This window comes from Vibrio sp. 1402, from assembly GCF_033340275.1.
The window spans coordinates 46550-73376 of sequence record NZ_JAWOWE010000014.1; the positions used below are offsets into that span (position 1 = coordinate 46550).

The window sequence follows — 26827 nt, forward strand, 5'->3', positions numbered from 1 at the left end:
ACTAAAAATAGCACGTTGTAAATTTAGTTTGACAACAAGACGCATAACTGAATAGAGTGCTAGATGCACACAGCATGATATTCGCAAAGAATACTTAAAATAAATACACCAAAACACAGCATTTAAAAGACATTACCGTTGCGCAGTATAGGGCGATCGCTCAGCTTGTCATGTACTGCGGTATGTATCTCTTTAGAAAGATACATAAGATAAAAAGGACAATAAGCAATGGACTCCGCCGTTATAGATAAACCCCAATCCAAACTTTCCTTATTTTTTCGTTCGCTAGGCCCCGGCATATTAATGGCATCTGCTGCGGTCGGTGGCTCTCACCTCGTGGCATCAACCAAGGCTGGTGCGATTTATGGTTGGCAATTGGCTGCACTGATTCTGCTCGTAAACCTGTTTAAATACCCTTTTTTCCGAGCAGGCGTACAGTACACCATGGGGACAGGGCTCACCTTGGTTGAGGGCTACGCGAAATTAGGCCGGCCTTATCTATGGCTATTTCTATTTCTGAGCGTGGTATCGGCCGTCATCAATACCGCCGCTTTGTTGATGTTTAGCGCTAGCTTGCTGGGCTACTTCATTCCGTTTTCACTATCAATGGCATCACTCAGTATCATTGTGATTGTTACCTGCCTGCTCATATTATTTGCTGGCCATTACAAAGCGCTCGATACGCTATCTAAAGTGATCATGTCGGTGTTAACCATCGCGACTTTACTCGCTGTTTCTATCGCCTTTGGTAACCCTGTTGAACAAGTGGCCAACTTCGAGCCACCGTCACCTTGGTCTATTGCGGCTATTGGTTTTATCGTTGTGACAATGGGGTGGATGCCTGCACCGATAGAGATCTCCTGTTTAACCTCAGCATGGCTAAAACGCCAATCAAGCCAGCAAGAAGTAACATACCGCTCTGCTCTATTTGACTTTAATGTCGGTTATATTGGCACGGCGTTTCTTGCCATTATCTTTGTATCGCTAGGCTCTTTGATGCTTTATGGATCTGGCGTTGCGCTTGAAAGCTCTGGTGTTGGCTTCTCCCACCAATTGGTTGGCTTATATGCGGCAACGATTGGCGAATGGTCTCGTTACTTGATCGCGGTAATTGCGTTTTTCTGTATCTTTGGCAGCACGATTACCGTTATTGATGGCTATTCTCGCGTTATTTCGGATTCTCAACGCCTACTGCGCTCACAACCAGACACTAACCCTAAAACCACTTCAGCGATCATGCTGGTAGTCTCCTTACTTGCATTGGGTATTGTGGTTTTCTGGGCTTCTGCGTTATTGCCTATGCTGAACTTTGCGATGATCCTCGCCTTTATGACCACGCCATTCTTTGCTCTGCTAAATTACACATTAGTGAGCAAAACTGAGTTACCTGAGCCTTTGGCTGTTGGACCTAAACTAAAGTGGTTGTCGATTGCAGGCCTGATTTACTTGTTTGGCTTCTTGGCTGTATTTATCTGGTGGAAGTGGTTGATGTAAATGAGATAGCTATCAGTGATTAATGCATTCCGCTTAAAGAAACTAAACCGTAAATAAAGAAAAAGGTCTTCAACTGAAGACCTTTTTTAATGAGCAATAAATACTTACTTAGTTGTGGCTCACCACAATCAAACGCAGCGAGTCGAGCTGAACCTGAGCTTGGTTGATGTAACCAGTGAGCTCTTTAATTTGTGCGTCGATAGCTTCAATTTCTTCGTCACGAATATTTGGGTTCACCGCTTTCAGTGCTTGCAAACGCTCAAGCTCTGCATTCAAACTGTGCTGCATATCTTGATGAGCTTGTTTGCGTACTTCTTCGACCTTCTCTTCAATAAGAACATCACCGGCTTCAATTAAGCGGTGTACGTCTTTCTGTACCGACGTAACCAACTTGCTACCTAAGTGACGGTTTACAGGGCTGAGCTGGCGGTTAAAGCTTTCAAACTCCACTTGAGCAGACAAATCATTACCACGCGAGTCCATCATTAAACGGATTGGCGTTTTCGGTAAGAAGCGCGCGATACCACTGCGTTTTGGCGCTTGCGCATCTACCGCGTAAATCAACTCAAGAAGAATAGTCCCGACTGGTAACGCTTTGTTTTTCAATAGAGATACCGCAGACGTCCCCACCCCTTCACTCATAAGAAGATCGATACCACCCTGGATCATTGGGTGTTCCCAACTGATAAAGTGCATATCTTCACGAGATAAAGCCGTATCACGATCAAACGTGATCGTCGCTCCTTCGTATGGCAGACCTGGGTAGCTTGGCACCATCATGTGCTCAGATGGGGTCACAATCAGGGCGTTTTCACCTTTATCGTCTTGATTCAAGCCAATCGTGTCAAAAAGAGAAAGTGCGAAGGTGACCAGATTGGTATCGCCGTCAGTTGATTCAATTTTCTCAACGATTTGTTGTGCTTTTTCCCCGCCATTTGAATGCATTTCTAATAGGCGATCACGGCCTTGCTCCAATTGGGATTTCAGCTCTTTATTCATTTTTGCTGACGCTTCAATGATCTCATCTAGCGTGCTGGTATCACCAGAGGCAAGAATTTCAATCAGATCATCGGAGTACTTATCGTAAACAGCACGGCCTGTTGGGCAGGTTTCCGCAAAAGCGCTCAGGCCTTCATCGAACCAACGTGCTAGGATCGCTTGCGATGTGCCTTTCAGGTAAGGAACATGAATGTCGATATCGCGATTTTGACCGATACGGTCCAAACGACCAATACGTTGCTCAAGCAAGTCTGGGTTAAATGGCAAGTCGAACATGACAAGTTGGTTGGCAAACTGGAAGTTACGACCTTCAGAGCCGATTTCGCTACAGATAAGAACTTGTGCTCCACCTTCTTCTTGCGCAAAGTAAGCCGCCGCTTTGTCACGTTCAAGAATCGACATACCTTCGTGGAAAACGGTGGCGCGGATACCTTCACGCTCACGCAGTGCTTGCTCCAATTGCAGTGCGGTACTCGCACGAGAAGCAATCACGAGGATTTTCTCGCTGCGCTTCTCTTTTACTTTTTCAAGCAACCAATTAACACGCGAGTCAAACTGCCACCAGCTCGCGTCATCGCCTTCAAATTCTTGGAAAATTTCTTCCGGGTAAAGGTTCTTCATCGCACGTGCTTCAGAACTCATCTTACCGCCAATCATTCCAGCAACACGCATTGATGTAGTGTATTGCGGTGGAATATCCATTGGCATCAGATGCACGTTACGCGTAGGGAAGCCTTTGATGGCCGCGCGCGTGTTACGGAACAAAACACGCCCTGTACCATGACGATCCATCAAGTTATCGATCAGCTCTTGGCGTGCCGACGCTTTAGCTTCTTCGTCCGCTTCACTTTCAATAATACGGAAAAGTGGTTCTACGTCTTGCTCAGAAAGCAGTTCAGTAATTTGGTTTTTTGCTTCATTAGGTAGCTTTTCACCGGAAAAGAGTGAAGTAATCGCATCTGCTACGGGCGCGTATTGCTCTTCTTCCTCAACGAATGCTTCGTAAGCATAGAAGCGGTCTGGATCCAACAAACGCAGACGAGCAAAGTGACTCTCACGACCAAGCTGCTCTGGCGTTGCAGTCAGTAGCAACACACCTGGAGTACGTTCAGCCAAGCCTTCTACCACTTGGTATTCACGGCTCGGTTTATCTTGGCTCCATTCAAGGTGATGCGCTTCATCGACAACCAGTAGGTCCCATTCACCTTCCAGTGCTTGTTCAAAACGCTTGCGGCTCTTGCGTAGGAAATCCAAAGAACACAGCACATATTGCTGAGTATCAAATGGGTTTTCTGCATCCGCAAACGCTTCGATACAGCGCTCTTCGTCAAAGATAGAGAAATGCAGATTGAAACGACGCATCATCTCAACCAGCCATTGATGCTGCAGTGTTTCAGGCACCACAATCAAAATGCGTTCGGCACGACCAGACAGAACTTGTTGGTGGATGATCATGCCCGCTTCGATGGTTTTACCCAAACCTACCTCATCCGCCAATAAGACGCGTGGCGCGTGACGACGGCCAACTTCGTGCGCGATGTAAAGCTGATGAGGGATCAAACCTGCACGCATACCACATAGGCCACGCATTGGGCTCTTATGCTGCTCAAACTGGTTGGTTAGCGCACGGTAACGCAGAACAAAGTTGTCCATACGGTCGATTTGACCGGCGTACAACTTATCTTGAGGTTTGTTAAAACGAATTTGGTTGCTAAGGAAAATCTCACGCAGAACAACAGCGGTTTCTTGCGTGTCTTCACGAGTACCGAAATAGGTGTAAAGACCTTCATCTTCCAGTACTTCTTCTACTTTTAGAGACCAACCTTCTTGGCAATCGATGACATCCCCAACATTAAAGGTGACTCGGGTAACAGGTGCATCGTTACGTGCGTAAACTCGGTTTTCCTCTGACGCTGCAAACATCAATGTCACAGTACGAGCATCCATTGCTACAACGGTACCTAAACCTAAATCGCTTTCCGTATCGCTAATCCAGCGCTGCCCCAAAGCAAATGTCATGAATTGACTACCTCGTTATTAGTTCTTGATTCGTATTTCTTGTTGGTCTACTCATGCCCGTGGGCATGGATAATAGTTTAGATCTGATTCTGGCTTCTGCTATGCCGATAGCATTCGTCATTTCAGTATGAACTGAGTATTTTTTAAGCCAGCTCAACATGATAAATCGGACGTAGCCTATACGCAGAAAAAGGTCGCTAATCTTACTTGAAGCTGTGATTTAGGTCACGCCGAAACCGCACCAAGCAGAAACTTTTTTTCCCAAACTCTAAATGCAATCAAATTGTAAAATACTCATGCCAATTATTAAGTTGTAGAACGTAAATATTACGTATACTTCTAATGAGGGGCGTTTAAAACCATTGCATATGATTTAAGCGCGTTAGTACACGATTAGGATCAACACGGGTTTGCAGTAAGTTGTCTTGCTACTCGGTTGCACACTAGCCGACATCAGCCCGACAACCTCTATTGCAAGCAATCAGAGTTAGGTCACTTCACACCTATTTGGAAACGACCTAACAACTCGCATGCAGAGCCGTACTACGGCAAGGAGACGCTATGGGCGATACCGATCGGAAACTGTTTGTACTCGATACCAACATTCTTCTTCATGAACCCTTTGCCATCTTCTCTTTCCAAGAACACGATGTCGTTATCCCCATGACCGTGTTGGAAGAACTCGACCGAATCAAAGACAGTAAGCGCGACGTTGCAAGAGATGCGCGCGTGGCTATTCGCACCTTGGAAGATTTGTTTAAAGAAGCAACGCCAGATGAAATCTCTGAAGGCATTCCTGTTTCTAAAGACAACCCCGACCAAGGTACTATTTCCATTTTGGCGGATTTTGAACTGCAGGAAACCGTCAAAGCCTTCGCCGACAAAGCCGGTGACAACCGTATTCTCAACGCGGTGCTTTATCTGCAAAATAAACGTGCACCACGCGAAGTGGTACTGATCACGAAAGACATCAACATGCGTCTGCGAGCCAAAGGGGCTGGTGTACGCTTTGTTGAGGATTATAGAACCGACCAACTGATTGACGACATTCAATACCTAACCAAGGGCTTTCAATTGCGTGAAGGTGATTTCTGGAGCGGTATTGAGGAAGTAGAAAGCTATGCACTGGGTGGAAAAACTTACCATAAACTCAGTCGCGAACCCTTCGACCCAACCTTTATCAACCAATACGTTATTGATGAAGACAGTGACTTTGCTGGTCGCGTAGAAACCATCAATGAAGACAAGTTAACGCTTCTCGACCTGAGCCGCGAACGCCTAATGCATCGCAAGGCTTGGGACATCACACCTAAAAATATCTACCAGGGAATGGCGTTAGATGCCTTACTCGATCCAGAAATTGACTTGGTGATTCTAACGGGTGCGGCGGGTAGTGGTAAGACATTACTGGCAATGGCTGCAGCATTGGAACAAACCATTGAAAAAAGCATGTTCGATAAAATTATCGTAACACGTAACACGCCAGATATCGGTGAATCCATCGGCTTCTTACCCGGATCCGAAGAGGAGAAAATGATGCCGTGGTTAGCGGCGGTGACCGATACCTTGGAAGCACTACATAAACACGATCACTGCACTGAAGGCTCATTGAAGTACATCTGCGATAAAGCCAACATTCAATTTAAATCGATCAACTTTATGCGTGGCCGTTCGATTCAAAATGCGTTTGTACTGCTTGATGAGTGTCAAAACCTCACTGCATCACAAATCAAAACCATCATTACCCGCTGTGGTGAAGGAACCAAAATCGTCTGCTCCGGTAACTTGGCGCAGATTGACTCTCATTACCTCACCCCAGTGACATCAGGATTGACGTACATGGTTGAGCGCTTCAAGAACTTTGAAGGCAGCGCAAATATTCACCTCAACGGCGTGGTTCGTAGCCGCTTGGCGGAATTTGCTGAAGAAAACCTGTAATTGACACCGACTCGCAAAGCAAAAGAGCGCTCTAATGAGCGCTCTTTTTATAACGATTCGACTGAGTTACTCAGTGCCACCCACTGTCAGTGAGTCCAGCTTCAAGGTCGGCTGACCAACACCAACTGGCACACTTTGACCTGCTTTACCACATACGCCAACGCCCTTGTCGATACTTAGGTCGTTACCGACCATAGAGACTTGCTGCATTGCTTCGATACCTGAGCCAATCAACGTCGCACCTTTAACAGGGCGCGTAATTTTACCGTTTTCAATCAAGTATGCTTCGGATGCAGAGAACACAAACTTACCCGAAGTAATGTCCACCTGGCCGCCACCAAAGTTTGGCGCATACAACCCTTTCTCGACCGTCGAGATTATTTCTTCTGGCGTATGTTCACCTGGTAGCATGTAGGTGTTGGTCATACGCGGCATTGGTAAATGTGCATAAGACTCACGACGACCGTTACCTGTTGGGTTCACACCCATTAACCGCGCGTTTAGCTTGTCTTGCATGTAACCTTTCAGCACACCATTTTCGATAAGCGTGTTGTACTGACCGTTTACCCCTTCATCATCCACATTCAGTGAACCACGAAGGTCTTTTAACGTGCCGTCATCGACGATGGTACACAGCGAAGACGTCACTTGTTGACCCATTTTGCCAGAGAAAACCGAAGATTCCTTCCGGTTAAAATCACCTTCTAGGCCATGACCTACCGCTTCGTGTAGCAACACGCCAGGCCAGCCAGAACCCAATACCACTGGCATCATGCCAGCTGGTGCTGCTTCTGCTTCAAGGTTGATTAACGCCATGCGAATCGCTTCGTCTGCGTAATGAAAAGCTTGTTTCACACCATTGCTTTCCGTTAAAAAGAAATCGTAACCGAAACGGCCGCCGCCACCAGCACTACCGCGTTCACGTCGTTCACCTTTTTGTGCGAGCACGCTAATAGACAAACGCACCAAAGGACGAATATCGCCTGCATAAGTACCGTCTGTTGCCGCAACAAGCATCTGCTCATGCACACCGCTGATGCTGATCGAAACTTCTTTAATCAATGGTTCTTTAGTGCGGATGTAAGCATCTAGAGATTTGAGTAATTCTGTTTTTTGCTGCTTTTCCCATTCAGCTAGTGGATTCACAGCCGCGTAGTACGCTTGGTTTTCGGTGCGTTTAAACGCTTGGACTTTGCCATTTTGCCCTTGCTGAGCAATACCGCGCGCCGCCATTGCACTCTGCTTCAGGCCTTCAGGCTGGATTTGATCAGAGTAGGCAAAGCCTGTTTTCTCGCCAGTTACTGCACGGACACCAACACCACAATCAATGTTAAAAGAGCCATCTTTGATGATGCTGTCTTCTAGAACCAGAGACTCATGCCAGCTGGACTGAAAGTAAATGTCCGCATAATCGATCTGGCGCGTCGCAATGCTGGCAAGCGTGTCAGCAATGTCTTGTTCTGTCAGACCATTTGGGGCAAGGAGTGCCTGTTCTATTTGGTTTGTGCTCATAGTTAGCTCTTTTATTTCCGTCTCAATTCATTTTGAAAGCGACTGTGTTGAGTCAGCGGCATATTCTGCCTTACTTGTTGGCTTTGTGACAAATCTATCTCAGTCACCAATAAACCTACTTCATCCTGAAGCTGTTTATGGATACGTCCCCAAGGGTCAACGACCATTGAGTGTCCCCATGTTTTTCGTCCACATGGATGCGTTCCAGTTTGTCCGCTTGCCAAAATCCAACATTGTGTCTCAATCGCTCTAGCTCGCAATAATACTTCCCAGTGAGCTTGCCCCGTCACAGCGGTAAACGCAGCGGGCACCACAATGATATCCGCCCCTTCTTGACGCAATACTTTATAAAGTTCTGGGAAACGTAAATCATAACAAATACTCAATCCAACACTGCCGATATCAGTTTCCGCAACGACTATTTGATTACCCGCCATAAACGTATCCGACTCACGATAACTACCATAACCATCGGCTACGTCGACATCAAACATATGCAGTTTGTCATAGTGAGCAATGCATTTACCGTGCGGCGGAAATACAAGTGTTGTGGTGGTGACACCTTTTGCGGTTTGAATGGGCATGCTTCCGACAATTAGCGTTAACTGGTTCTTTCTAGCGATTTCACAGAGCCGCTGTTGAATCATGCCACTGCCAAGTGGCTCTGCATGTTGATGATAAGCTTCGCGACTGGAAAATAGCACTGTATTTTCAGGAGTAAGAACAAGTTTGGCACCTTGCTTGCTCGCTAAAGCACACTGTTTTTCAATGAAGTCCAAATTCGCGTTAATATCCGGACCCGAAGTCATTTGAATAATGCCAACACGCTCCATGTGTTTCCTCCCTATTCCATTATATTCGGTGAGTTATTTGGCCTGTTCACGCAGTTTTTCTGGCAGCTTATATTCACCTTTACTTCGCGAAATTTCTTTCACCGTTGGTGAATCTAGTGGGCCTTTCACTTCATAATTGACTTGAGTGAAGACCTCAACCACCGGAGATATCACCGTAGAGATGGCCAAGACATACAAAGCAGTTTGAGGCGCAACGGCAAACGCGGTCAGCATTGGTAGGCCTGATGTGATGTCTGGTGTGAATTTCACTTCCGCATCAACCATTCTGCTGTTCATATTAGCGATGCCGCGGATTTGCATTTCCCCTGCTAACGCATCCATTACAATATCATTGGTGATAAACACACCGTCTTGGATTTTGCCCGTTCCCGTGATCGAGTTGAATGCCATGCCTTTATCGAATACGTCGGTAAAGTCGAGCTGCATCTTACGGATGATAGAATCCAAGCTAAACAAGCCTAACAAGCGTGCCGCACCACTAACTTCACTGATCACGCCTTTACCAAATTCCGTTGAGACGTTTCCTTGCAAGGTTTGTGTCTTCATTGACCAAGGTGCGCCGTCCCATTCCATATTGGCATTGATCTCAAATGGTGCTTGTTGAATGCCTGATGTAATACCAAAGCGCTCCATAAGATCGGTGTTGTTATCACCTTTCATTTTCATGGTTAAGTTGGAATGACTACTCTCTTTCGTCAGGTCCCACCAACCACTCATATCAATGCGGTTTTTGCCGCTACTAAAGGTGATATTTTTCCACTCCAAGCGGTTCTCGCGACGCTGCAAATCAACATTAACTTTGCCCACTTTGTAACCTTGCAGCCAAAAATCATCGATGTTCAAAGTTAAGTTTGGCATCTCTGCGTGAAACTTGCGGTCAAAATTGGTAATCAAAGGTGCGTTTTGATCTTCACTCGCAAAGATTGAACTGCGCTCTTTGGTCATCTCTTCAAACCCTGGGATGTACAGATGCAAGTGCTCTAGAGAGACCGATAGATCATAGGGTTTCAGATAGTTAGCTTTCCCTTTAACCTCTTGACTGTCCACATCGAGTTGCCAACTCAAATTTTTCTTGCTTGCTGAAAAACCCACATCATGAAACTCAATCCCACCGAGCTGCAAGTTTGGCGTTTCAACTTCAATGCGTGTCGGCAATGGAATGGTCGGCGTTTTCATGCTTGCCAAAACAGACGATGAAGGCTTGCTCTCAGAGACCTGCGCAAGCTCCGCCCATTGGTCTAAATTCAGTTCTTCGACACGCACCGAAGCATCGTGCCCGACAATAGGACTAATCCGGAAGCCACCTTTGCCAACCATTAAATGAGTCGCAGTCAGAACCGGGACATCGCCAGCGATATCTATCTCAGTTTGATACTTCACATTTGGGATCTGTAGTCGTGCTGAAATACTCTCTTGGTTGCCGGATGCTTGCAGTTTCGCTTGCCCAGACTCACCAATTTTTTTCGCTAAAGGATAAGGATATTGACTAGCCAGACGATTTAGCTGCGCCAGCACTTCAAGCTGATAAGTGAAACCAACATCATTGAGTTGCAAGTCAATGTCCATTTGCCACGGCGCATGGCCAGAAACAAGGTTTAACCAACGCTCACCGACATAGGGTTTGAGCGGCTCGACATCCCAATCTCCTAGTGTATTAATTGTCACGTTGTAGCCTTGCTCCGCACTCTCTCCATGGAAATCAAGAGAGATAGGCTGTTGTAATAATTCGGCCGACAAACCCGATGTGGTAACCACATCATTGTCGAAGGTGATACGTCCTGTGGCGTTTTCAAGCGTCATTGGCGGCGCTTCAATATCAACACGATTTTCTGTTAAATCGGCATAACCCCAAGCGCGAGAGTCTTTCTCAAAATCAAACGGTATGTTGAGTTGAAACTCAGAGTAAACGGGCCCACTCACTTGCAGCGCTGTCAATGCGGCACCGACTGAATCCACTAATGGCGTCGCCATCATGTAGTCACGGACTTCATTACCCGGCGCGCTTGCTTTCGCTTCAATCTCGATGTGTCCACCTTCTGCCAACTCAGGGATTCGCCCAGTGATACGCTTGGCATGAACGCCATTTAGTGTGGCTGATTTTGAATCCAAATACATGGCATCATTTTCAAACAGCAAGTCTAGCTGCAAATCCGTGATGGTTGGCCATGCCGTATCAAAGCTAAATTTCGCGTCTTTTAATCCAACCCAAGCTTGGAACATGCCATTATGTTCTTTGTAAGGAAAATCACCTAACTCGCCATACCACAACAATTTCGCTGTGTTCACTTTACCGCCCTGAATCGCGGTCGAAAGATAGTCGGTCAAGTCTTGTCCAAGTGCCAGAGTCGGTAGATAGCGCCATGTCTCACCCGCGTTGTAGAGATCCGCTTCGGCATAGAACGATAAAAATGGGCTTTGTTCTTTTGGAAAATCAAGACGGAATGCCCCCAAGACTTGAAGATCAGGCGTTGCTGCCGTCACTTTATCCGCCCACAAGCGCCAACCCGCATCATCTTGCTGCCAGATAATATCGACTTCACCTTGTTTGATATTCAGCGGAGCTTGGAATACATCGCCGTACGGAAAGACATCATCAATGACGGTGACTTTTGCTTTAGCTTGATTCACATCCCCCGATACGCTGCCCTGTACGTGATGAAACCCGGGTAGGAGCTCCCATTGTGTCATCGCGAGTTCATCCAGTTCAGCCGAGTAGCGTAAGGTGTCTAAACCACCATTCATTGACAATCGGACATCTTCGACCCGACCTTTCGGTGCTAGTTTGTTAATAAGGTCACTGGTCGACTCTGACTCTGGAGCCAACTTGATGAGCGGAATGAGTGCTTCGATGTCGAGTTGAGAGAGATTAAGCATCCAGCCGTTTGGTTGCCAATCAAACGCGACGTCTAACTCTGGCCAAGGGGTGTTATCGGTTCTGATCTGAAGTGAGTGGCCATTTACTTTCCAGCCTTGTTTATCTGGTCGAAGATTGAAAATTCCAGACTCAATAAACAGCTCATGATGTCCATCTTCATTCCACACCAACTCGGAAGGCAGCAATTCAACATAAGCATCATGCGGTTGGCTGTGTTTGAGCGTCAGCCAAGTATTTAAGCTGACTTTACCCGACTCTGCTCCTGACTCTTCTTGCATGTAAGTGGTCAGCCAAGGTGTGACCGAGACATCTTGAGCACTCACGTAAAACTCACCAGATACATCGCGCAACGAGCCATGATCTTTAAAGTTAGCGCTTACTAACAATGAGTTCAGGCGAACATCGGCAATGCTAACCGTGCCTTCGGCTACGTGACGTTTCCCTTGATTGCTCCAACGAAGCTGCTCAATATCTAAACGGCGAGTTTCACCAGACACCGACTTATACCAAATCCGTGAATCGCTAATAGTGAAGTCTTCGAACTGACGTAAAAGAAGTGAGTCGAGTTGGTCAATGAGTTTCACTTCGCTCTTATCCACTTCAGGCTTCGGATCTTGACGATGAGAAGTCGGCAGAATGTCTACCGTGTGAATGTCTAAAGCGAGGTTATGAATGGTAAGGTCTGCAACTACAGGTTTAAGTTGAAAAAGAGATTGAATAAGATCGAACTCAATTTGGACTTCTTCAACAGCGAAGCGTGCATCTTGCACGTTTGGTAGATTTGCCTCTAAACCCAGTAACGCAATTGAGGGATGATTATTGCGCCACGTCCCTGCGACATTGGCAATAGAAACGTCAAAACCTGTGCCTTGTTTGACCCAGGTTTTGATCTCATCTTGGAAATGGTTAAGTTGCGGCAGTGTGACGCGAAGCGTGGTTACTAATATGGCTAATAACACCAATACAGTAACTAAACTCCACGCACAAAAACGCCCAAAACGGTTAACACCAGAATTCACAAATGTTCCAAATTACATCATTACGACGTCAAACTGTTCCTGAATGTACAGGGGTTCAGCCTGAACTCGCACTTGCTTGCCAATAAATACTTCGAGCTCAGCCAGCGCATGAGACTCATCGCCCAATAGTGCTTCAGCAACAAACGGCGATGCGTACACGACAAAATTATCGGCGTCGTAAGCACGGTTCACACGAGTAATCTCGCGTAATATCTCAAAGCATACGGTTTCGACCGTTTTCACGCTGCCACGGCCTTCACAAGTAGGACAGCCAGAACACAAGATATGTTCAATACTTTCTCGTGTGCGCTTACGCGTCATTTCAACTAAGCCAAGCTGGGTAAAGCCGTTGATGTTGGTTTTTACTCGGTCTTTCGCCAGCGCCGTTTCCAGTGAGGTAAGCACTCGCTGACGATGCTCTTCGGATGCCATATCGATAAAATCAATAATGATGATACCGCCGAGGTTACGTAAACGTAGCTGACGCGCAATAGCTTGCGTTGCCTCTATATTGGTATTGAAGATAGTCTCTTCGAGATTACGACGACCAACAAATGCACCCGTGTTGATGTCGATGGTGGTCATGGCTTCGGTTTGATCGATGATCAAATAGCCGCCCGATTTTAGCTCGACCTTGCGCTCTAAAGAACGCTGAATTTCGTTTTCGGTGTCGTACATGTCAAAGATTGGCTTGTCACCTTCGTAAAGCTCAAGCTTATCTGTTAACTCCGGTACATACTCAGAAGTGAATTCTTTCAGGTTCTCGTATTCAAGGCGGGAGTCGACCATGATCTTATCGAGCTCTGTGCCAACAAAGTCACGCAGAATGCGTTGAGCTAAGCCGAGTTCACCGTAAAGTGTTGAACGCGTTTTGTATTTTGAGCGACGCTCCATGACTTTTAGCCACAAACGCTTTAGAAATGCCGCATCTTGAGAGAGCTCTTTTTCATCAGCGCCTTCTGCCGCGGTACGAATGATAAAACCACCGTGCTCATCGCAGTAATGGTTCACCACCTTTTTCAAACGCTCACGCTCTTTCTCACTTTCAATACGCTGCGAAACACCGACATGGCTGGCCCCCGGCATAAAAACAAGATAACGCGAAGGTAAGGTGATATCCGTCGTTAAACGCGCACCTTTCGTGCCGAGCGGATCTTTGACCACTTGTACAACAATGTCTTGTCCCTGGCGTACCAGTTCAGAGATATCACGGACTTGAAACTGCTGTTTTTCGTTTTCTGCCACACATTCGGTATGAGGAACAATATCTGACGCATGTAAAAACGCCGCTTTATCTAAACCAATGTCGACGAAAGCCGCCTGCATACCTGGTAACACTCGGCTTACTTTGCCTTTGTATATATTGCCCACAATACCGCGACGCGATTCGCGCTCGATATGTATTTCTTGTAGTACTCCACCTTCAATCATGGCCACACGAGTTTCACTCGGGGTCACGTTAAGCAGCAATTCTGCACTCATGTGCACACCTCAAAACAATTATAAAAATTCTTGAATTAGCTGATCGGTTTCGAACAAAGGTAAGCCTACTACAGCGTGATAACTGCCTTCGATCCGGGTGACAAATCGCCCTCCGAGTCCCTGAATACCATAACTTCCAGCTTTATCGCATGGCTCTCCTGACTGCCAATATTGTTCGATTTCTTCGTGAGTCAGTGGTTTGAACCACACGTCAGTGGTAACGACCACTGAATGTTGTTGTTCCGATGATACAACGCTCACCGCAGTCATCACTTGATGACGACGACCCGATAAGCCAGTAAGCATACGCTTTGAATCTTCAAAACTTTTTGGTTTTTCTAGCACACAGTCATCGCATACGACGACCGTATCAGAGCCCAATACAACGGAATCAGGCTTAGCCAACGCTAAGCCTGCCTGAGCTTTTTCCAAAGAAAGACGCAACACGTAATCTCGTGCTTGCTCATGAGCCTGTTTGGCTTCCTCAATATCAGGCAATACGATCTCAAAATCATAACCCAGTTGAGCAAGCAGCTCTTTTCTTCTCGGAGAACCCGATGCGAGAACGAGAGATAAGCTTTTCTTCACCGCTTTACCTTACGTGCCATGCACGACGAACTCGTCGCATTAATAAAAACATCCATGGCCAAAGTATACAGTTTATTGCCGCCGTCCACAGAGATAATGGATTAAATACTACGTCCTGGTTCAAATATTCCCCACAGAATATCAAAACTTCCAATAACGCAGTAAAAAAGGCAATTAAAATCGACTGTTGCCACAATGCCATGTTGCGAATCAACAGGAAATTCAGCGCCACAAGGTAGATAACGATCGACATCATCATGCCACGAATTCCAAGCGTTGAGCCGATCAAGATATCCCACAATAAGCCCAACACTAGCGCAGTTCCGACGTTCACTCGGTGCGGTAGTGCCAACACCCAATAACACGTGACAAGGAACAACCATGACGGACGTAACACATCTAACACACCTGGCCATGGAATGGTTTGCAGTACCAGCGCAACGAAGAAACTGACGCCAATCACCATTCGGCTACTCAATACATTATTGGCCATCGGTTACCTCTTGTTCTTGCTCTAACCCTTCATCTACATTGGACCGCAGTACTTTGTGTTGACGGTCTTCATTCGGCCAAATCAGCAGTAGGTAGCGTAAGCGATCAAACTCCACAACCGGCTCAGCCTTGATTGAAGCGAACTCTTGACGCGTATCGTGATCCACATTGGTAACCGTCGCGACTGGGTATCCCTCAGGGTAAATACCACCTAAACCGGATGTCACCAATAAATCACCAACCTGAATATCTGTGCTGGTTGGAATGTGCTCCAGTTGGATTTCATCCATTTCACCATTGCCCGATGCGATCACTCGGATATCATTGCGGATCACCTGGACAGGAATTGCATTTTTCGCGTCCGTTAGCAGCAGAACACGTGCGTTGTGCGCTGCGACAAACGTAACCTGACCAACGATGCCTTTCTCGTTGATAACAGGCTGACCAACGTAAACACCATCAATACGGCCTTTATCGATCACCACTTGATGACGATAAGGTGAAGTATCAACCGCCATTACTTCTGTCACGACTTTCTTTTCATCACGGACAAATGAAGATCCTAACAACTTACGTAGGCGTTGGTTTTCTTCTTTATATTGGTCGAGCAAGATAAGCTCGCTTTTCAGGCGTAACACTTCTCGCTTTAAGCTGCGATTGCCTTCAACTAATGCCTGATGAGAATTAAAACGTTCAAATACGCCATCGAACATACTACGAGGCAAATTCGCTGCGTACTGAATCGGTGCAACCATACTGTTTAGTAGGTATCGAACGTTGGAAAACGTATCTAGACGACTATCGGCCAGCATTAAGCTCGCCGACACGATGACAGCAAAAAACAGACGTAATTGCAGAGACGGACCTCTGCCGAAAATCGGTTTCATCTTGTTTTTGACCTGATTGCTTCCATGATTATTGAGCCTTACTTGGCAACCTAAAAATACTTAACTAAATACTTTTAGGTATGGAGCATGTTTGAATTACAGAGAGAGCAGAAATGAAGGTGAAGCCCGACATGAGCTTCACCTAAACCTTTATTCTTCAGAGAACAGATCGCCACCGTGCATGTCGATCATTTCTAGAGCTTTACCGCCACCACGCGCAACACACGTTAGTGGATCTTCCGCGATAACAACAGGAATACCAGTTTCTTCCATTAGTAGACGGTCTAGGTCTTTAAGTAGTGCACCACCACCGGTTAGTACCATACCGTTTTCAGAAATGTCTGAAGCAAGCTCTGGTGGACACTGCTCTAGTGCAACCATGACTGCTGAGACGATGCCAGATAGCGGCTCTTGAAGCGCTTCTAGGATCTCGTTTGAGTTCAAGCTAAAGCTGCGTGGCACACCCTCTGCAAGGTTACGACCGCGAACTTCAATCTCTTGAACTTCATCGCCAGGGTAAGCAGAACCGATTTCGTGTTTGATCTTTTCAGCCGTTGCTTCACCAATCAAGCTGCCGTAGTTACGACGTACGTAGTTGATCACAGCTTCATCAAAGCGGTCACCACCGATACGTACAGACGATGAGTAAACCACACCGTTTAGAGAGATAACGGCAACTTCAGTTGTACCGCCACCGATATCGACCACCATTGAACCTGTCGGCTCAGATACGCGTAAACCAGCACCAATTGCCGCCGCCATTGGCTCGTCGATTAGGTAAACTTCACGCGCACCAGCACCAAGTGCTGATTCACGAATTGCGCGACGCTCAACTTGGGTAGAACCACAAGGAACACAAACAAGAACACGTGGGCTTGGCTTTAGGATGCTGTTATCGTGCACTTGCTTGATAAAGTGCTGAAGCATTTTTTCGGTTACGTAGAAGTCAGCGATTACGCCGTCTTTCATTGGGCGAATAGCGGAAATGTTGCCAGGTGTACGACCAAGCATCTGTTTTGCTGCGTGACCGACTGCAGCAACGCTTTTTGCAGAACCTACACGATCTTGACGAATAGCAACTACAGAAGGTTCATCAAGGACAATTCCTTGCCCTTTTACGTAAATTAGAGTGTTGGCTGTACCTAAATCGATAGATAGATCGTTAGAAAACATGCCACGAAGTTTCTTAAACATACTCTTCGCTCATCCTGCAAAAATATAGAAGACAAAAATTGCTCTAAATGTACCAATGCCTCGCTGTCACAGCAAGGTATTGGTACACAAACATGAGCAGAAAGCCTCAATTTCTTGCAGTTTCCTAACTTAAGGGCAAAAACCTAAGTTGTTACTGTCCGGTTAACCCTGGCTCACCACGGTAAATCACACGGTCATTACCACGGTGAATACCGAAGGTTACTACGGATGATGGGTTTTCTTCGGAGCCATCATTGTCCCAATCATATTTGAGCCAAGGGAGGTTGTTAGAACCGCCTTCAAGCTGCAACCAAAGTCGAGATTGTTGACGTCCCACAGGGTTACATGTATTCGGATCTTGCCGAGCCGATAGCTCTCGCGTCGCACCATCTGTAACCGTGTCATTTCCTTCTAGCAAAATCGAACAATCGCTTTTGTCATCAGGCCAAATTGTCTCTGGATTTCCATCAAGCACTGAATAAATAACCGTTCCGTCATCATCTATATTTTGCACAAAGCGCTTACGATTATTATCCCAATACTCGACACGTAGTGGGATATATAGAGTCGTACCCTGATTACCACCGATATCATCTAGGTCAACGCGACCGAAACGTATGTCGGGTTGCTCAGAAAGAACTGGATCACCATATACCGCTATTGGGTCCGGCTCTATCGCTACACCAACTTTGATATCACTCGCCATTGTTCTGCTACCATATAGATTATATGGTCCATCTTCGTAACCTACAGCAGCGATTTTTTTCATCCAACATAAGCCTTCTATCGCATTACATTTACCACTTAATGGGGGAGTCAGTGTGAAGCGTTGAATACTTCCCAAAGCGTCTACCCAAGAAGGTGTTAAATTACCCTGAGCATTAAACCGATTCAACGAATCACTCAACTCAAAAGATGCTACATGTTCTTTGTTGAAGTATTTATAATTTTCTACTGATTTTGGAGCATCCCCACCAGTCAATACCTCTACTTCGTACCACATAGAATCAAAGTTTTGATTCATATAGTTAAAGCTTTGACTTCCTGCATAGTCCCAATGTTGCCCACGCAACTTGTAGAACTTCGGATAGAAACGCCCGAGAGTAATGGTCGCTGGTTGAATCAAGAATGAGCTCTTACTAAGGTAGAGAGACGTATTTTCAACATTACCTTCAGGAGCACTTATTGAAAATTTGAACGCACCTACCTCAGACACAGTTTGAGAAAATGACGTTTTGGCATCATCAGAGGCGATATGTTGATATGTATCTGTGAGAAGTTCTGCTTTTTTCCCGCCGGCGCTTATAGCAGGATATACTACTTCATTTGACACAACCATTTGTTCTTCTTTGTAATTTTTAGCTGGCATACCACCTTTACCATCTTCACTATACTGCAAAGCAGTGATGCTTATAGTAAATTCCTCACCAGCGGCGATAAACCCTCTATCACACCCAGATTTACTACCGCACCGCCCACTTGCCGTTGCTTGGAGGCGATGTGGATAGCTTACAAATGTGCCAACTCCTTTGGAGTCTTCGATTCCTTCAACAGATGCATTAAACGAAACTTTACCTACTTCAGGATAGGTAAACTTAAACTTAGCTCGACCATTATTATCAAAGTAAACATCTCTAAGATAGGCGGGATCATCCTCTGGGCCTGAAATAGTTTGGTCAGAGCTCCAAACAGGCGTACTATTCCCGTCGCTCTTTTTATAATTTAGCGTAACACTTGGTTGCTCTTTAGGATCACCGTCATACGTCATGCTCAACTTAATATCACGAGTAGTGTTTGTTGCTGAACTAGATGAACAAAATTCAAAATAGTTGCTATCTGAAGACTCCTTGTTAGCAATAACATCTTCAGCAACAATAGATAACGTATTACGATGGAATTCAATCTTACATTTTTCAGCCGAAAGCTCATCGCCATTAATTCGACAACGTGTATCCTCAAAACCGAACTGGTGAACACCATGGGTATTTGCAATGCCGATGGTCACGAAACCCGCTTTTGCGCCTTGCAGCTGAAGGTGAGTTGACCCCTTAAAGCTAATCGGTGAACTTTGTACCCAATTAGCAACCTCATGGCCCGCACTAGGAGAAAGGGTCACTTGCAAATCTTCGGCATCGGCTATTGAACCAGGATAAAGCGTATCACAGTCTTTATCCATACATGCTCGTAGAATTACATCAGACGGCTGACATGTGCTGCCAACTCCAGAATAATCAAACTCAAAATGATGTATACCTTCTGTTAGTGGTTGGAACTCATCAGCACATATTTGAAAGTTATCAATTTCATGCACATTTTTTACTAACCCAGTAGAGCCCGCTACAGACACTCGAAATTCACTTGGAGCAGTCGATTGAGCAAAACCTTGCATGATATTGAAAGAATCAATAATGTCCTCCCAATTTAGGTTATCGCTTTTTAGTTTCCCTCTATCATCAACATCAACTTTGAGGTTACCTTGGTAGCTGGCTCTTTTGATAGAGACATAAACCCCGACATCTCTACCATCGATAGCCCGTGAATCAATCGTCATCCGATAACGGTGAATTTCGTCCTTTGACTCATCATCGAGCTTGCCAACCTTACTGTTCTTTTTAATAAAGCGATATCCACCGAACCATCCTTCAGGGAACGTACCTATACGATGGTTGCTCGTATCAATATATTCGCCAGGGCCTTTTTTCTCACCCGAGCCTCGTATTGTTATTGAATGGTCATTCTGTCCCGGACTGCTATCAAGCGGATTTTTATCTTGATAATAGCTGCCTTCGTTAGAGAAATTACCATATTCATCAATACCAAAAGCAATCCACCCTCCAGCAAATCCTTCGATACCGCCGTCGTCAGGTTTCACTCCATACCCTAACGGCCCACCAAATGCACCAGTAGATGGTAGAACACTTGCATCCGAAAAAACAATCGCAACCCCGTCTGCACCAGTGTTGTTACGGTTACCATCGTACGCAAAATGGTCAAATTCAACTTCAACAATGTTGTTGCTTGATGGAAATATATAGTTGTATGCGCCAACCGCAGCTTGGCCCTGTACATTGTTGGTTATTCTCAACCGATTCTTGTGAATAAATGGTTTAGGCTCTGCACCATCCTGTCCATAATAATCACCGCTAAAGTAACCCATAGTTGCCCATTTTTGCTCAAGGTCATATTCTTGATCAAAGGCCTCAACATCAATACATTGTTTTGGATCGGGAAGTGGCTCTGGTTCTGGCTCTGGTGGAGTAATGCCACAGTAATCATAAAAATCTCTGTATTCTGAACTACTCACTAAATCGACAGGACATTTCCCCTTCGATTGTTGTGCACTACAGCTTGGATCATTTAACCCACAATACGCAACAAGATTTCTACCATAGGAATATGAAGAATTCGCAGTACCACAAAGGGTAGTGTCACTAGAGATAACAGTGGGCTTATTTTGTGGAAACTCTAACGCTATTCTGTCCGCTAGGATTTTAGCTTTAGATAAATTCATGCCTCGATTAAAAGTACTCACTGTCCCAAACACAGTTGAGTTCTCTACATATAGGTCTTTTTTAACAGAGACATCATTACCAATATAGGAATCAATGATAGAGGATTCACTGTTATGACCTTGAGCATTTTCACTTGATGCAACACCACAGATGTATGAGTTACTAACAACATCTAGATTATTCTTGACCTGAACACTGCCTTTAATCTTTGAATTCTTTATCTTCCCACTATTATGCGAGCTAGACACAGCACCCTGTACTTGCGAGTTCTGGATATCCACATAGTCTTTAGCTAAAACATCCTGTTTAGCATCTACGTCAAATAGCTTAATATAACCTTTGGTGCTATTTATCGTACCGGACACAGTCGAGTAATAAAGAGCTATATCGTTACCGTTATCAATATGGCCATTAAGGTCCAAGCCAGAAGCAGAAAATGAATTTCCATTAAGATCTAATGATAAAGGACGGCTTTGAGTACCAATATTATTCCCCCCCCAGAAATAGGCATACCGTCTTAAAACTAGTTGAGAGGTACTGCCCCCAGTAACAATACTCTCACCGGAACGAAGATTTACTTGACTTGGGCATACATATTCAGATAAACCCCTGGTGTAATATCCATCAAATGAACATGGGCTGTTAGTAGCAATCCACACGCGTTTCCAACTACCTTGTTCCAACACCCAAACCCGTCTAGGCGTTAAATCATAAGTTGTTGCTGCTGCAATTCCCTGCACAAAAAATAAAGAACAGGCTAATGCACTGAGTATTATTATTTTCTTCATTATTCTACTCCCTAACCCAAACTTCTTGCTGACGCTGCACTTGAGACAGCCCTGAACCACAAATGGCGGTTGCTTGCACTCTAAACAAAGACTGTGCCTCTGAGGTTCCCTCATTCAGAACCCCCAACTTTAAACAACTCATCTTATTAATCCTACATGCCGTATTCTGTATAACATTAGGGGTTGCACCACTGACCTCATTCAAACAAATATCTGCGATATCAGGGTCATCATCGTTAAGCGGGTACAACTGTGTCAGTGCCCATTCGTTGGCAGATTGAGCAACAAACCAAGCTTTTGTGCCTAAGAACTCCCGGGTTAGTCCACTTTGATTTGACCAACTTATTCTCATAAGAGAGGCGGCTAAATAACCCATCGCAATAATGACAAAAAGCACCACGATGAGAACATTACCTTGCTGATTTCGTTTACGGAACATTGAGCACCTGCACGTCTTGCTGATACACACTACGCTCCCCATCCTGTAAAAACTCTAAGTTAATATGTACTAGCCCACCACGTTGTAGAGTTGGCTCAACATAACGCATGTAACTCGCTGATGTATCAATACTATCCGTGACAATGACATTATTACGAAGTACTTGACCGCTATCGAAGCAATAACGGACTTGAGATTTATCTTGGTAAATGTAATGACGGCTAGAAATAGAGCTAGAGCTGATGCTGCTTTCACCTACAGAAACAATAAAAGGCTCATCAACTTTATCTCTTGATATCTCTTTTAATTCAATTCGTTGAGATGATTCTGGGTTATCTGGATTTTTAGGGAAAAGATCTTCATACCGACTAGGATTTATCACCAACCATCGCTCATTAGGAATACGTTTTAGCTTAGTATCGTTGCCAATAAGAAACTCCAGAGTACTACCACTAAAAGCATAAAAGCCCGAATATTCAATGGGTACAAACTCCAAACAATTGCTTGTCCCAGTTGGCTCATGAAAACTATTTGGCACGGCATGGCGAATTTCACGGGACATTTTCTCGATCACAAACTGTGCTTCTGTCTGTACTCGCTGACGGCCTATGCTGTCTGCGTACCCTTTTATCCCTAGTTTAATATAACCGGCAATACCCAACATGATGATACTACCGATAACTATCGTAACGACCATCTCAATTAAAGTGAAACCACGTTCTTTCATTAGTAGTTCCCTTTTAAAGCCGTTAAAGTCAGGGGTTGAGCCGTGCCCGCAAAGATAGTCAATGTAACTTTTTTATACTTAGGTTGAGAACTTGTCTCCGAACCACCTAAATCATCATAGGCAACTTGGACTTCTACCCTAAAATTTTTATATTGTTCTGCACTATCTTCTCCGACATTCGCCAACACATCGGTAATATTTCCTCGAGACACGCTCTTACATTGAGCGAGCGTATTAGGCGTGCTCCAGCAACCGATAAAATCATCAACATCATTAAAATCTGTAGGAAGTGACTCCCCTGTTTCAGCGCCAAGATCTTCAGACGAAGTGCAATTGACGGAGTTCTCACCACAACGAACCAGCCCTCCATCAAAGTTACTGTTGTCGTCAAAACCACGCGCAAGAATTTGTGACATAAAGCTTTGAGCTAGAGCAGAGGCGCGGGTTTGATAATGAGGATTGGCAGAATCTCTAACCTGAGGGACAAGAAAAGAGGTGAATGCCACCATCGCTATGCCCATTAAGACAATCGCGATGATCATTTCAATTAAGGTCATGCCGCGAACTTTTCTCATAAGCATGATCCTTTGGAAACATAGCCTTGACTATTGATGTTTACTGCACAGCGGCTTTGGCCATTTTGGTCTTCAATTAAGATGTTTACTGCACCGCTTACAGGGTTACCTAACAGGTTAAACTCGATTGGGCTAGTTGCACCATTGATGATTGAAAACTTAGCCGACTTATCGATAACCACATCACTGCGAGCATCTTGTGCATTACCCGTCAATGAACATGCTGCTGTTGAACCAATACAAGCACTAGTTATTGATAAGCAAAAATTGGTATAGCTTGGATCTTCTTCTGATTTATAGCTACTTGGAAAGCATCGTTCTGGGTAAGGCTTATCAGGTATATCAATATTCGACTGCATTCGATTAACTTGTACCTGACGAATGACTGAGATGACTTGTTCCTGAAGTGCAAATGCAGAAAAACTGCCAGAGCCCATAAAACGGCTGGCAGCAAAAAGGGAAAGAATAGATAAGAGAACGATCACTAAGATCAATTCCATCAAGGTAAACCCTAATGTAGAGCTGCGAATTTTCATAACCCAACCTTAGGCTTAGAACAAGCGAAATAAGTATACGATGAAATTATGAGATTAATGATAGGTTTATAATTTTTCGATTCGAAATGTGAACAGACGAACAAATAACCAATATCTAGTTATTTTGCCCTTTTGAACGGCCAATCTCTTCTTCTATTCGATCGTAAGTTTCTTTGTTGCTCAGCGTCTCAGAAACATGCTCTGCGGTCTGCTTAGTTTTCTCCCACTTCGCTTCGTAAGTTTCTGGCTCAAAGCTGATAAATCTTGGTAATACCACATAACCGATCACACCTAAGATAATCAGCACAACGACAAACTCTATCGCACTAAGACCCGATGTTTTACGCATATGAACTATTCCGATATTCATCAAAATAAAGAGATAAAGGCCAGACTAGCTGGCCTCTGTACGATAACTAGACTTAACAATCTTTGTTTACTTTATAAACAGGAACTGCATCAGCGTCTGACTTATCTAGAGCATAACTAACATAGCATTTAGAAGGAGCTGCTGTTAAATCTTCACCTGTTTGGAAAGTAGCAAATACTGTGCTGTTTGCCTCATCAACATACACGGACCAATCACCTTCAGTTCCAGTTTCTAAGCCATCAACCAAGGCGATAATCCCGTCAGCATTTGGAGCAGGGTATCCGACATGAATTTCAGTGCCGTCGTCGAGAGTAGGGTATTTATTAGTGGTAGAATCATATTTTTCAGTTTCAACTCCTTCTATAGCCGCCTTACCATACGCAATACCAGAAGCTCCAGTCATTGCTCCTTTCAAGCCTTGTAATGAAGACTGACGAGCATCAGATTGCAGGTTAAGGAAACGTGGTGCTGCAGTGACCGCTAGAATACCTAGGATTACAATTACCACTACCAATTCGATAAGGGTGAAACCACCTTGTCTTTTCATTGTTTACTCTCTCTATGTAAGCATGCAGTACAACTGCAAAGTTTTGTTTAGGTCACGCGACCATTTTGGATATTGTCAAAACGGTTTGGGGCAGCAACGTTCACTAAAACTGACCGTGAAGTGGATACTGTATCTACCGCTTGAGCAGAATGACGATTCGCCATTATTCAGTTCATGCTGAAATGAGAAAAACACATTATTGTTTACCCACTATTACAGCCTGTTACTTATGGTAATGATTGCATTATACCGACTTTCATTACCAATTATAGTGCTTAGGTGTCAAAAAATTCACTCCGCCGACATTTCGACGTATATTTTCAGTTGATTAGCAGTTGAGATAACTACAATCGACTGACCATTTTCATAAGTGTATTGACAGACATAACGATCAGTTTTGATGGCTCCACTGATATCTATTAACTTGTTGGTCATTATTTTACGTTGGGGGTAATGCACCGCTAGCCAATAACCACAATCTAATACACCTTGCTGAGTAAAGGGAGACACTAACCCGCCCTCAGTCATAGTAAGGTTTAAGCCATCCATCAGCATATGTTCTGGCTCGCCTTGTACTAGCCAAGCTTGACGATAACGCTGAACACTGTCTTGCATCCAAACTCTCGCTAACTTCGCTCCAGTTACTTGTGCTTGCTCGGTCACAGGACGTAATTTGACCACCAAACCCACCGCCATAATCGTAGCAATAACCCCAAATACAATAAGCGTTGCTCGGCTTTGATTTTCAACCACCTATTAGCCGCCTTTGATGATGTCGAGCATTCCCCACATTGGTAGGAAGATACCCAATGCCAGCACCATGACCATACCTGCTACAATCACCAAAAGTAATGGTTCTATTCTTGCGGTCAGTGTTTTTAGATCGTAATCAACTTCTCGATCGTAAAAATCCGACACTTCCAGCAGCAGCTCATCAATACGACCAGTTTCTTCACCTACTGCAATCATCTGAATCACCAATGGGGTGAATATTTTACTGTTGATGGCCGTCACTGAAATGGTGCTACCCGCTTCAATTGCGGACTTCATTTCAAGAATTCGATTTTCTAAAAAACGGTTCCCTAAGGCTTCCCCGGCCAAAGCCAAAGACTGGTTAAGTGGCACCCCTGATTTCAGCATCAACGAAAAGGTTCTGGCAAAACGAGAAAGCTGCGCACGATTAACGATATCGCCTACAATTGGCAGCCGAAGCCGAAACTTATCGAACTTCTCCCGACCATCAGCCGTCGCCACCCACGCTCTGAACACCGTAAACGCACCAATCATTGCCACAACCAGCAACACCCAATAATTAACAAAGAAATTAGAAGTCGCGATCAAAATACGCGTCGGCAGTGGTAGCTCAACCCCAAAGCGCGTGAACATCGATGCAAACTCAGGGATCACCAAGATATTCAATACAAACATGGCAATGGTGATAAAGATAATGACAAACGTCGGATAACGCATCGCCGCTTTAATGCGTTTGCGAGTCTCAAGTTCCTGTTCGTAGTAATTCGCCAGTTGCAATAGCGCTTGGTCAAGCCGACCCGTATTCTCACCGACGTTGATCATAGAAACGAACAGAGGGCTGAATACTTTACTGTGTTGCTGCATCGCAGAAGACAAACCTCGGCCATTACTCAGTTCAGAAACGACATCTTCTAGCGCCTCTTTGAGCTGTTTGTTTTCGCAATTTTGCAACAAGCCACGCATAGAGCGCAGCAAAGGTACGCCAGCTTTAGTCAAACTAAACAACTGGCGAGAGAAAAGAATAATTACTTCCAACGGAATAGCAGGCACAAACAGCTTAGATAAGCTCACTTGGCTTTTTGCCGACTCTTTCTCTAAACGTACATTGAGCGGGATGACCCCTTTATTCATCAATGCTTCCGCTGCAGCTTCAGAGTTCACTGCTTCGATTTTGCCGTTAGTGGATGAGCCGTCTAGCGTGCGGCCTTGATAACGAAAAGTTGGCAT

Annotated in this window: 20 protein-coding genes; 2 read left to right on the top strand and 18 right to left on the bottom strand. The window is 44.9% G+C overall.

What is annotated here, in order from left to right; genetic code table 11:
- Positions 1-228: 228 nt before the first annotated feature.
- On the top strand, positions 229-1494 hold the full coding sequence (locus R7044_RS20560) for an NRAMP family divalent metal transporter (protein ID WP_064377045.1): 1266 nt from the start codon (positions 229-231) through the stop codon (positions 1492-1494).
- A gap of 108 nt (positions 1495-1602) precedes the next feature.
- On the opposite strand, the gene rapA is transcribed toward R7044_RS20560, so the two are convergent.
- Positions 1603-4512, bottom strand: coding sequence for an RNA polymerase-associated protein RapA (gene rapA, locus R7044_RS20565; RefSeq protein ID WP_064377046.1), 2910 nt, complete (start codon positions 4510-4512; stop codon positions 1603-1605).
- 561 nt (positions 4513-5073) lie between these two features.
- Here rapA and R7044_RS20570 point away from each other — a divergent pair.
- Complete coding sequence (locus tag R7044_RS20570) at positions 5074-6450, top strand: PhoH family protein (RefSeq protein ID WP_005381133.1); 1377 nt, start codon at positions 5074-5076, stop codon at positions 6448-6450.
- A 66-nt stretch (positions 6451-6516) separates the two neighbouring features.
- On the opposite strand, the gene tldD is transcribed toward R7044_RS20570, so the two are convergent.
- From tldD to R7044_RS20655, 17 genes are all read right to left on the bottom strand, one after another.
- Positions 6517-7962 carry a metalloprotease TldD gene (tldD, locus tag R7044_RS20575; RefSeq protein WP_005381134.1) on the bottom strand — a complete coding sequence of 482 codons (1446 nt, stop codon included), beginning with the start codon at positions 7960-7962 and terminating at the stop codon, positions 6517-6519.
- Positions 7963-7973: 11 nt separating this feature from the next.
- Positions 7974-8795, bottom strand: a complete 822-nt coding sequence (locus tag R7044_RS20580; RefSeq protein ID WP_005381136.1) for a carbon-nitrogen hydrolase family protein — start codon at positions 8793-8795, stop codon at positions 7974-7976.
- Between the two features lie 33 nt (positions 8796-8828).
- Positions 8829-12710 (bottom strand): YhdP family protein, encoded by a 3882-nt coding sequence (locus R7044_RS20585; RefSeq protein ID WP_225455786.1) that lies wholly within the window; start codon positions 12708-12710, stop codon positions 8829-8831.
- A 12-nt stretch (positions 12711-12722) separates the two neighbouring features.
- Positions 12723-14192, bottom strand: coding sequence for a ribonuclease G (gene rng / locus R7044_RS20590; protein WP_005381138.1), 1470 nt, complete (start codon positions 14190-14192; stop codon positions 12723-12725).
- Positions 14193-14210: 18 nt separating this feature from the next.
- A complete protein-coding gene (locus R7044_RS20595; protein ID WP_136977042.1) occupies positions 14211-14780 on the bottom strand; it encodes a Maf family protein in 570 nt (189 codons plus the stop codon).
- Positions 14781-14784: 4 nt separating this feature from the next.
- Positions 14785-15273, bottom strand: a complete 489-nt coding sequence (gene mreD / locus R7044_RS20600) for a rod shape-determining protein MreD (RefSeq protein WP_005381141.1) — start codon at positions 15271-15273, stop codon at positions 14785-14787.
- On the bottom strand, positions 15263-16159 hold the full coding sequence (gene mreC / locus R7044_RS20605; protein ID WP_005381142.1) for a rod shape-determining protein MreC: 897 nt from the start codon (positions 16157-16159) through the stop codon (positions 15263-15265). The genes mreD and mreC overlap by 11 nt, the downstream gene beginning before the upstream one ends.
- Before the next feature lie 150 nt (positions 16160-16309).
- Positions 16310-17353 carry a rod shape-determining protein gene (locus R7044_RS20610; RefSeq protein WP_005381144.1) on the bottom strand — a complete coding sequence of 348 codons (1044 nt, stop codon included), beginning with the start codon at positions 17351-17353 and terminating at the stop codon, positions 16310-16312.
- Positions 17354-17504: 151 nt separating this feature from the next.
- Positions 17505-21653, bottom strand: a complete 4149-nt coding sequence (locus tag R7044_RS20615) for a DUF6701 domain-containing protein (protein ID WP_225455787.1) — start codon at positions 21651-21653, stop codon at positions 17505-17507.
- Between the two features lie 4 nt (positions 21654-21657).
- Positions 21658-22092 carry an MSHA biogenesis protein MshP gene (locus R7044_RS20620; RefSeq protein ID WP_225455788.1) on the bottom strand — a complete coding sequence of 145 codons (435 nt, stop codon included), beginning with the start codon at positions 22090-22092 and terminating at the stop codon, positions 21658-21660.
- The gene (locus R7044_RS20625; protein ID WP_213871925.1) at positions 22082-22819 is read right to left on the bottom strand and encodes a PilW family protein; all 738 of its coding nucleotides are present in this window, start codon (positions 22817-22819) and stop codon (positions 22082-22084) included. The genes R7044_RS20620 and R7044_RS20625 overlap by 11 nt, the downstream gene beginning before the upstream one ends.
- Positions 22819-23394: a type II secretion system protein gene (locus tag R7044_RS20630; protein WP_158156929.1), complete on the bottom strand. Its 576-nt coding sequence runs from the start codon at positions 23392-23394 to the stop codon at positions 22819-22821. Before R7044_RS20630 ends, R7044_RS20625 begins: the two co-directional genes overlap by 1 nt.
- Positions 23391-23930, bottom strand: coding sequence for a type II secretion system protein (locus R7044_RS20635; protein WP_213871924.1), 540 nt, complete (start codon positions 23928-23930; stop codon positions 23391-23393). The genes R7044_RS20630 and R7044_RS20635 overlap by 4 nt, the downstream gene beginning before the upstream one ends.
- 115 nt (positions 23931-24045) lie before the next feature.
- A complete protein-coding gene (locus tag R7044_RS20640) occupies positions 24046-24279 on the bottom strand; it encodes a Tfp pilus assembly protein FimT/FimU (RefSeq protein ID WP_171058470.1) in 234 nt (77 codons plus the stop codon).
- Positions 24280-24352: 73 nt separating this feature from the next.
- Positions 24353-24847: a type II secretion system protein gene (locus R7044_RS20645; protein ID WP_104969843.1), complete on the bottom strand. Its 495-nt coding sequence runs from the start codon at positions 24845-24847 to the stop codon at positions 24353-24355.
- Positions 24848-25138: 291 nt separating this feature from the next.
- Positions 25139-25600, bottom strand: coding sequence for an MSHA biogenesis protein MshF (locus R7044_RS20650; RefSeq protein WP_225455789.1), 462 nt, complete (start codon positions 25598-25600; stop codon positions 25139-25141).
- Positions 25601-25603: 3 nt separating this feature from the next.
- Complete coding sequence (locus R7044_RS20655; RefSeq protein WP_005381186.1) at positions 25604-26827, bottom strand: type II secretion system F family protein; 1224 nt, start codon at positions 26825-26827, stop codon at positions 25604-25606.

Excerpts from the sequence above, each read along its gene's own strand:
- R7044_RS20560 (WP_064377045.1), top strand. The coding sequence starts at position 229 with ATGGACTCCGCCGTTATAGATAAACCCCAATCCAAACTTTCCTTATTT.
- rapA (WP_064377046.1), bottom strand. The coding sequence starts at position 4,512 with ATGACATTTGCTTTGGGGCAGCGCTGGATTAGCGATACGGAAAGCGAT.
- R7044_RS20570 (WP_005381133.1), top strand. The coding sequence starts at position 5,074 with ATGGGCGATACCGATCGGAAACTGTTTGTACTCGATACCAACATTCTT.
- tldD (WP_005381134.1), bottom strand. The coding sequence starts at position 7,962 with ATGAGCACAAACCAAATAGAACAGGCACTCCTTGCCCCAAATGGTCTG.
- R7044_RS20580 (WP_005381136.1), bottom strand. The coding sequence starts at position 8,795 with ATGGAGCGTGTTGGCATTATTCAAATGACTTCGGGTCCGGATATTAAC.
- rng (WP_005381138.1), bottom strand. The coding sequence starts at position 14,192 with ATGAGTGCAGAATTGCTGCTTAACGTGACCCCGAGTGAAACTCGTGTG.
- mreD (WP_005381141.1), bottom strand. The coding sequence starts at position 15,273 with ATGGCCAATAATGTATTGAGTAGCCGAATGGTGATTGGCGTCAGTTTC.
- mreC (WP_005381142.1), bottom strand. The coding sequence starts at position 16,159 with ATGAAACCGATTTTCGGCAGAGGTCCGTCTCTGCAATTACGTCTGTTT.
- R7044_RS20610 (WP_005381144.1), bottom strand. The coding sequence starts at position 17,353 with ATGTTTAAGAAACTTCGTGGCATGTTTTCTAACGATCTATCTATCGAT.
- R7044_RS20615 (WP_225455787.1), bottom strand. The coding sequence starts at position 21,653 with ATGAAGAAAATAATAATACTCAGTGCATTAGCCTGTTCTTTATTTTTT.
- R7044_RS20620 (WP_225455788.1), bottom strand. The coding sequence starts at position 22,092 with ATGTTCCGTAAACGAAATCAGCAAGGTAATGTTCTCATCGTGGTGCTT.
- R7044_RS20625 (WP_213871925.1), bottom strand. The coding sequence starts at position 22,819 with ATGAAAGAACGTGGTTTCACTTTAATTGAGATGGTCGTTACGATAGTT.
- R7044_RS20630 (WP_158156929.1), bottom strand. The coding sequence starts at position 23,394 with ATGAGAAAAGTTCGCGGCATGACCTTAATTGAAATGATCATCGCGATT.
- R7044_RS20635 (WP_213871924.1), bottom strand. The coding sequence starts at position 23,930 with ATGAAAATTCGCAGCTCTACATTAGGGTTTACCTTGATGGAATTGATC.
- R7044_RS20640 (WP_171058470.1), bottom strand. The coding sequence starts at position 24,279 with ATGCGTAAAACATCGGGTCTTAGTGCGATAGAGTTTGTCGTTGTGCTG.
- R7044_RS20645 (WP_104969843.1), bottom strand. The coding sequence starts at position 24,847 with ATGAAAAGACAAGGTGGTTTCACCCTTATCGAATTGGTAGTGGTAATT.
- R7044_RS20655 (WP_005381186.1), bottom strand. The coding sequence starts at position 26,827 with ATGCCAACTTTTCGTTATCAAGGCCGCACGCTAGACGGCTCATCCACT.